The sequence below is a fragment of the Gordonia alkanivorans genome (assembly GCF_004011905.1).
GTDB classification, from domain to species: domain Bacteria; phylum Actinomycetota; class Actinomycetes; order Mycobacteriales; family Mycobacteriaceae; genus Gordonia; species Gordonia alkanivorans.
Genome location: NZ_CP027114.1, coordinates 3,809,953 through 3,817,580 on the forward strand (window position 1 = coordinate 3,809,953; position 7,628 = coordinate 3,817,580).

General features: G+C 66.1%; 6 protein-coding genes. 2 read left to right on the top strand and 4 right to left on the bottom strand.

Annotated elements, in window-relative coordinates; all coding sequences use genetic code 11:
* Positions 1–18: 18 nt before the first annotated feature.
* The 4 genes from C5O27_RS17435 to uvrA form a co-directional block, all read right to left on the bottom strand.
* Positions 19–702 (bottom strand): arsenate reductase/protein-tyrosine-phosphatase family protein, encoded by a 684-nt coding sequence (locus C5O27_RS17435; RefSeq protein WP_127963115.1) that lies wholly within the window; start codon positions 700–702, stop codon positions 19–21.
* Entirely contained in the window at positions 695–1,795 is a 1,101-nt protein-coding gene (gene arsB, locus C5O27_RS17440) for an ACR3 family arsenite efflux transporter (protein WP_127963116.1), read from the bottom strand. Before arsB ends, C5O27_RS17435 begins: the two co-directional genes overlap by 8 nt.
* A complete protein-coding gene (locus tag C5O27_RS17445; RefSeq protein WP_020173050.1) occupies positions 1,792–2,154 on the bottom strand; it encodes an ArsR/SmtB family transcription factor in 363 nt (120 codons plus the stop codon). Before C5O27_RS17445 ends, arsB begins: the two co-directional genes overlap by 4 nt.
* Before the next feature lie 150 nt (positions 2,155–2,304).
* Positions 2,305–5,187, bottom strand: a complete 2,883-nt coding sequence (gene uvrA / locus C5O27_RS17450; protein ID WP_040004387.1) for an excinuclease ABC subunit UvrA — start codon at positions 5,185–5,187, stop codon at positions 2,305–2,307.
* Between the two features lie 265 nt (positions 5,188–5,452).
* Here uvrA and C5O27_RS17455 point away from each other — a divergent pair, with 265 nt between their 5' ends.
* Positions 5,453–6,133, top strand: coding sequence for an MBL fold metallo-hydrolase (locus C5O27_RS17455; RefSeq protein WP_006360763.1), 681 nt, complete (start codon positions 5,453–5,455; stop codon positions 6,131–6,133).
* A gap of 285 nt (positions 6,134–6,418) precedes the next feature.
* Positions 6,419–7,537, top strand: a complete 1,119-nt coding sequence (locus C5O27_RS17460; protein ID WP_127963251.1) for a DoxX family protein — start codon at positions 6,419–6,421, stop codon at positions 7,535–7,537.
* The last annotated feature ends 91 nt before the right edge of the window (positions 7,538–7,628 follow it).

Sequence of the window (7,628 nt, forward strand, 5' to 3'; positions counted from 1 at the left end):
GGAGGAAAGCTCGGAAAGTCACACACGGTCGGCCGTGAGCTCGGCAAGGAGCTCGCGAACCCGGGCATCAAGGTCATCGCGGATGGCGCGAACCTCGCCTAGTGGACGGCCTTCAGGATCGGAGACCGTCCAGTCGAGATACCGCTTACCGGGATAGATCGGACACGCGTCGCCGCAACCCATCGCTACGACCACGTCGGCGGCGGCGACCACATCGTCGGTTAGCGGTTTGGGGTACTGCGTACCCAAGTCGACGCCGATCTCGCTCCTTGCTTCGACGACGGTCGGGTTGATCGAGTGCGCGGGTGTTGACCCGGCTGAGCGCACGTGTACCCGCCCAGCGGCGTGATGGGTCAACAATCCTGCGGCCATCTGCGAGCGGCCGGCGTTCTGCACGCAGATGAAGAGAACCTCGGGCACATCCTTGGGCACCGCGCCCTCAGCCTGGGCGAGGGCGCGTAACCGATCAGCCGCGAACCGGCCCGCCAAGGTCGTCAGATGCGTATGCACCCGGGAGGTACGCCGTAACACGGTGTAGGACTCGAAGACACAGCGTTCTACCGTCTGGCGAGACACCACCCCTTCGTACTTGGCGGCCAAGTCGGCGGCGGTACGGGCCAACACGGTATGAGGCATCAACAGTTCGGGCTGCTCGCGGTGTTCACCGCGACGTAGGTGTTCGTCCAACGCATTCTCAGACATCGCGAGCAGGCTCCTTCGACACATCTAGGCTAGTAGCAGTGGGAGTTGTGAAGCGTTTCCGCAACGCCAGGGACACATAGACGAGGGCGACGAGAACCGGGACCTCGATCAGTGGCCCGATGACCCCGGCGAGAGCCTGGCCGGAGGTCGCACCATAGGTCGCGATCGCGACGGCGATGGCGAGTTCGAAGTTGTTGCCGGCGGCGGTGAACGCCAGCGTGGTGGTCCGTGCGTAACCCAGCCCCATCGCGGCGCCGAGGACGAATCCGCCACCCCACATCACCGCGAAGTAGATCAGCAGCGGCAGCGCGATCCGCACGACGTCCCACGGGTGAGAGGTGATCTGCTCCCCCTGCAAGGCGAACAGGATGACGATGGTGAACAGCAGACCGTAGAGGGCCCACGGCCCCAATCGCGGGAGGAACGAGGATTCGTACCATTCGCGGCCTCTGGCCCGTTCGCCGATGCGGCGGGTGAGATAGCCGGCGATCAACGGGATTCCGAGGAAGATCAGCACCGACTTCGCGATCTGCCACGGCGAGGTGTCGATGGTCGTCTGTTCCAGGCCGAGCCATCCGGGTAGCACCGAAAGGTAGAACCAGCCCAGCACGGCGAACATGATCACCTGGAACACCGAGTTCAGTGCGACGAGGACGGCAGCCGCCTCGCGGTCGCCGCACGCCAGGTCGTTCCAGATGATGACCATCGCGATACAGCGCGCCAGACCGACGATGATCAGTCCGGTCCGGTATTCCGGTAGGTCCGGGAGCAGAAGCCAGGCCAGCGCGAACATCAACGCGGGTCCGACGATCCAGTTCAGCAGGAGCGATCCCAGGAGCAGGCGACGATCGCCAGTGACCGAGTCGAGTCGGTCGTAGCGCACCTTGGCCAGCACCGGATACATCATGATCAGCAGTCCGAGAGCGATTGGCAGCGAGATGCCGTCGATCTCCACGGCCGCCAGGGCGTCACCCAGGCCGGGAACGGTGCGGCCCAGCATCAGGCCCGCGACCATTGCTGCGCCGATCCACACCGGCAGGAACCGGTCGAGCATCGACAACTTCGCCGCGACCGCGGTGTCGGTGGTGGTCACTGGTCGGCCTCGCACGAACGAGTTTCCCCCACAACCATGGCGAGATCGCCCAGCAGGACCGACAGTTGTTGCAGTGCTTCGGTGTTCACACGGTAGTACACCCAGGTCGCGCGGCGTTCGCTCGTCACCAGACCCGCCTGACGCAGCACCTTGAGATGATGCGAGATCGTCGGCTGCGACAGCTCGAACGGCCCGGAGATGTCGCACACGCACGCCTCACCTCCCGGATGCGCGGCGACCTCCGACAGCAACCGCAGCCGAACCGGATCCGCGAGCGCCTTCAGCAGCGGGGTAACCGCTCCGGTCTCGTCACCACTCAGGCCGCGGCCTGGCAAGAGAAGCAAGTTCTTATTCGACACCCGTCAATATTGACATACATCGATTCAACGGGACAAGGCCCTCCGATACCCGGGAGCGCACTTGCGTTCCCGCATTGAGATCCACTTTCGAGCAGAGGTGCTGGCTGAACCAGCGCTGCTGCAATGGAAGTGGCGATTCTGCTGTGCCTGTCAGCCCGCTGACGCGACCGTCTCGTCGACCTCGAGGATCTCGGCGAGGAACTTGCCGGTGTGGCTGCCCGGCGCGACCGCGATGTCCTCGGGCGTGCCCTCGGCGACGACCGTGCCGCCGCCGCTACCACCCTCGGGTCCCATGTCGATGACCCAGTCGGCCGTCTTGATGACGTCGAGGTTGTGCTCGATGGTGATGACCGTGTTGCCCTTGTCGACGAGGCCGTTGATCACCGCGAGGAGCTTCTTGATGTCCTCGAAGTGCAGGCCGGTGGTCGGCTCGTCGAGGATGTAGACCGTGCGTCCCATCGACCGCTTCTGCAGCTCTGCAGCCAGCTTCACGCGCTGCGCCTCGCCGCCCGACAGGGTCGGGGCCGGCTGTCCGAGGCGGACGTAACCGAGACCGACATCGTTGAGGGTCTTGAGGTAGCGATGGATCGAGGCGACCGGCTCGAAGAAGTCGGCGGCCTCCTCGATCGGCATGTCGAGCACCTCGGCGATGGTCTTGCCCTTGTAGTGGACCTCGAGGGTCTCCCGGTTGTAGCGGGCACCGTGGCAGACCTCGCACGGGACGTAGACGTCCGGCAGGAAGTTCATCTCGATCTTGATCGTGCCCTCGCCGGTGCAGGCCTCACAGCGGCCGCCCTTGACGTTGAACGAGAACCGGCCCGGCTGGTAGCCGCGCACCTTGGCCTCGGTGGTGGCCGCGAACAGTGTGCGGATCTTGTCGAAGACGCCGGTGTAGGTCGCCGGGTTGGATCGCGGGGTGCGTCCGATCGGCGACTGGTCGACCTGGACGAGCTTGTCGAGGTTGTCGAGTCCCTTGATCCGCGTGTGGCGGCCGGGCACCTGACGTGCGCCGTTGAGCTTGTTGGCGAGCACGGTCGCGAGGATGTCGTTGACCAGCGTCGACTTGCCGGAGCCGGACACACCGGTCACCGCCGTCATGACGCCGAGCGGGAACGACACCTCGATCCCGCGCAGGTTGTGCTCACGTGCACCGACGACGGTCAGCTGACGCTTGCGGTCGATCGGCCGGCGGATCTCCGGGACCGGGAGTGAATCCCGGCCCGAGAGGTACGCACCGGTCAGCGACTGGCGGTTCTTCAGCAGGTCCTTGTAGCTGCCGCTGTGCACGACGTGACCGCCGTGCTCACCGGCTCGGGGACCGATGTCGACGATCCAGTCGGCGGACCGGATGGTGTCCTCGTCGTGCTCGACGACGATCAGCGTGTTGCCCAGGTCGCGGAGTCGGGTGAGGGTCTCGATCAGTCGACGGTTGTCGCGCTGGTGCAGACCGATCGACGGCTCGTCGAGGACGTAGAGGACGCCCGCGAGTCCGGAGCCGATCTGCGTCGCGAGGCGGATGCGCTGGGCCTCGCCGCCCGACAGCGATCCGGCCGCACGCGACAGCGACAGGTACTCCAGTCCGACGTCGAGCAGGAAGCGGATACGTGCCTGGACCTCTTTGAGCACGCGGCCGGCGATCGCGGCCTGACGCTCGTCGAGGTGGAGGTTGTCGAGGAAGTTCGCGCAGTCGGCGACCGACAGCGCACAGACCTCGGCGATCGACTTCGGGCCGTACTCGGGATGGTCGAGGGTGACCGCGAGGATCTCCGGGCGCAGACGCGCACCCTGGCAGGCGGGGCACGGCACGTCGCGCATGTACCCCTCGTAGCGTTCCTTCATCTGCTCGGACTCGGTCTGGTCCATCCGCCGGGCGAGGAACGACATGACGCCCTCGAACTCGGTGTAGTACGAGCGGGTGCGTCCGTAGCGGTTGCGGAACTTCACGTGCACCTGGTGGTCGCTGCCGTTGAGCAACGCTCGACGAGCCTTGACCGGCAGCTTCTTCCACGGGGTGTTGATGTCGAAGCCCATCTGGTCGGCAAGACCCGACATCAGGCGCAGGAAGTAGTCGGCGTTGTGACCGGTCGACCACGGCGCGATCGCGCCCTCGGCGAGGCTCATCTCCGGGTCGGGCACGACGAGTTCTTCATCGACCTCCTTGCGGATCCCGAGGCCGTCGCACTCGGGGCAGGCACCGTAGGGCGAGTTGAACGAGAACGAGCGCGGCTCGAGGTCGTCTATCGCGATCGGGTGGGCGTTGGGGCACGCCATCTTCTCGGAGAACCGGCGCTCGCGATTCGGGTCGTCCTCTTCGAGGTCGACGAAGTCGAGCACGATGATGCCGTCGGCGAGACGCAGACCGGTTTCCACCGAATCGGTGAGACGCTGCTTGGCGCCGGCCTTGACGACGAGGCGGTCGACGACGACCTCGATGTCGTGCTTCTCCTGCTTCTTCAGCTTCGGCGGGTCGGTCAGCTGGTGGACGACGCCGTCGATGCGGGCGCGTGAGAAGCCCTGGGTCTGTAGTTCGGCGAAGAGGTCGACGAACTCGCCCTTACGGGTACGGACCACCGGTGCGAGAACCTGGAAGCGGGTGCCCTCCTCCATGGCGAGCACCTGGTCGACGATCTGCTGCGGCGTCTGCTTGGCGATCGCCTCGCCACAGATCGGACAGTGCGCCTTACCTGCACGGGCATACAGCAGACGGAGGTAGTCGTAGACCTCGGTGATGGTGCCGACCGTCGATCGCGGGTTGCGGTTGGTCGACTTCTGGTCGATGGACACCGCCGGTGACAGACCCTCGATGAAGTCGACGTCGGGCTTGTCCATCTGGCCCAGGAACTGCCGCGCGTAGGCCGACAGCGACTCGACGTAGCGGCGCTGCCCCTCGGCGAAGATCGTGTCGAAGGCGAGGGACGACTTGCCCGACCCCGACAACCCGGTGAACACGATGAGGCTGTCCCGAGGGAGGTCGACATCGATGCCGCGCAAATTGTGTTCGCGGGCACCTCGGACGATCAGACGATCAACCACTGCAGTCCTAACATTCTTTTCAACTCAGAGTCTTCTCAAACTCACCGGGGCGCACGGGTGGCGCATGGGCACCGTAACGACAGGCACCGACAATTCTGTTCCGCATGCGTAGGCCCGGATAGGATTCGAGGCCCGCGGGCCGGACGATCGGTCTCGCCATCCGCGCATACACCATCGGACCGATAGTCCACGATACCCGCGCCCCGACCACGCCCGACCGTCGCGAGCGTCACACACCCGCCGAGCGGTGTCATAGCCTTGTCGCATGACCTCAGCGACACCGATCAGCGACTCCTACACCGGCGATCTCTCCGAATCGAAGACCCCGCAGCGACGCACTCTGGACTCGGCCACCATCGTCAAACTGTCCGTCGGGTCGATGGACAACAACGTGTACGTGGTGACCTCGAAGGCCACCGGCGACCAGCTGATCATCGACGCCGCGAACGATGCGGACACGATCATCGCCACCCTCGACGCCATCGGCGGGAAGCCCGCACTGATCTTCACTACCCACCAGCACTTCGACCACGTGCAGGCGCTCGCCGCCGTCGCCGAACACACCGGTGTCCCCACCGCTGCCGGCCGGTTCGACGCCCCCGAGTTGCCGGTCACACCGGATCGTCTCGTCGACGACGGCGACGTGATCGAGGTCGGCGACCTGCGCTTCGAGGCCATCCATCTCGTCGGCCACACCCCGGGTTCCATCGCCCTGGCCCTGACCGACGGCGACACCGTCCATCTGTTCACCGGCGACTGTCTGTTCCCCGGCGGCATCGGCAAGACCTGGAAGTCCGAGGACTTCGACACCCTCATCGAGGACGTATCCACCAAGCTGTTCGACCGTTTCGGCGACTCGACCGTCGTCTACCCGGGACACGGGAAGGACACCACCCTCGGTGCCGAGCGTCCGTCTCTGCAGGAATGGCGCGAACGCGGCTGGTGACATCCGCAAAACCCACCTCTCCTCCGTAAACGCGCCCCCTCGTGCCGGGGTGGGTTTACGGAAAAGAGGCGGGTTTGCTTCAGGTTTGGGCATGGGTCTCTCCGGATATCTGACACCCGAAACGCTCTCCCGATCGTGACCTCGGTGCTCCCGAAGTTCCCGAACGGATCACGAAGAGTCGATTCACCTGCATGTATCCGGAGGGCGGGTAGCGTTGATCAGGCCACAAATGCGCTGTACCCCGACGGATCTCGAACCGCACTCGATCGAAGAAGGTTGTGACCGATGATTCTCCGCCGTATCGCCCGCCCGCTCCTTGCGTCTGCGTTCGTCGCCAGTGGCGTCGACGCCATTCGGAGCCCGAAACCGATCGCGCAGTCCGCGGCGCCGCTCGTCGACAAGGCGCGCACCGCACTGCCGCCGGAGGTCGCAGACAAGGTCCCGGAGAACACCGAGACCTTGGTGCAGATCAACGCCGCGGCACAGATCGGTGGCGGCATCCTGCTGGCGACCGGCAAATTCCCGCGCCTCGCCTCGGTCGTGCTGGCCGGAACCCTGATCCCGACGACGGCCGCCGGCACGGACTTCTGGAACGAGGCCGACCCGGTCCGCAAGGAAGCCCAGCGCGACGCGTTCATCAGGAACATCGGTCTCCTCGGCGGCGTTCTGCTGGCCGCGGTGGACACCGAGGGCAAGCCGTCGCTCGCGTGGCGTGGCAAGCAGAAGGCCAGTGCCGTCGCCGCGGCACTCCCGATCGGCTCCGCCGCCGGCCACTCCACCTGGGACACCCTCGTCGAGCGCGGCCATGAGGGCGCCGAGATCGTCGGCGAGCGGTCAGCTGAAGCCGGTGACCTTCTGAGCAAGGGTGCACACGTCCTGTCGGAGCGTTCCGCGGAGTGGACGGCCGAGGCCGCCGCCAAGTTCCGCGAGCACGCTCCTGAACTGGCCGAGTCCGCGCAGAAGCGGTCGCTCGAGATCGCGGAACGGGCCGCCGACACCGCGGCCGAGGTCGCCGACCGTCTGCGCGATCGTGCACCTGTGCTCGCCGACGCTGCCCTGGTCCGCTCGTCGACCCTGGCCGACGCCGCACTCGATCGATCGTCGGAACTGGCCGAGACCGCCCGCAAGCGGGGACCGAAGCTGGCCAAGCAGGCGCAGAAGCGCGCGAAGAAGGCCAAGAAGCAGGCGGCGAAGAACGCGCCGAAGTTCGCCGACGTGGCCCGCGACCGTTCGGCCGAGTTCGCCGACATCGCACGGGACCGCTCGGCCGAGTTCGCCGAACTCGCGCGCGCCCGGTCGGCCGAGCTCGCCGAGTCCGCCCGCCATCTCGCGGCCGCTGCCGAGGAGACCGCGGCGTACACCGCAGACGAGGGCCGCAAGCGCTGGCGCAAGGCGCGCGGCTGACCGTCCTGCCCGGTAGCCGGATGCGAGTACGACGCTGAGCACCACCGACCACCACACGGACGCGGCACACCCACCAGAGAACTATCCCTGG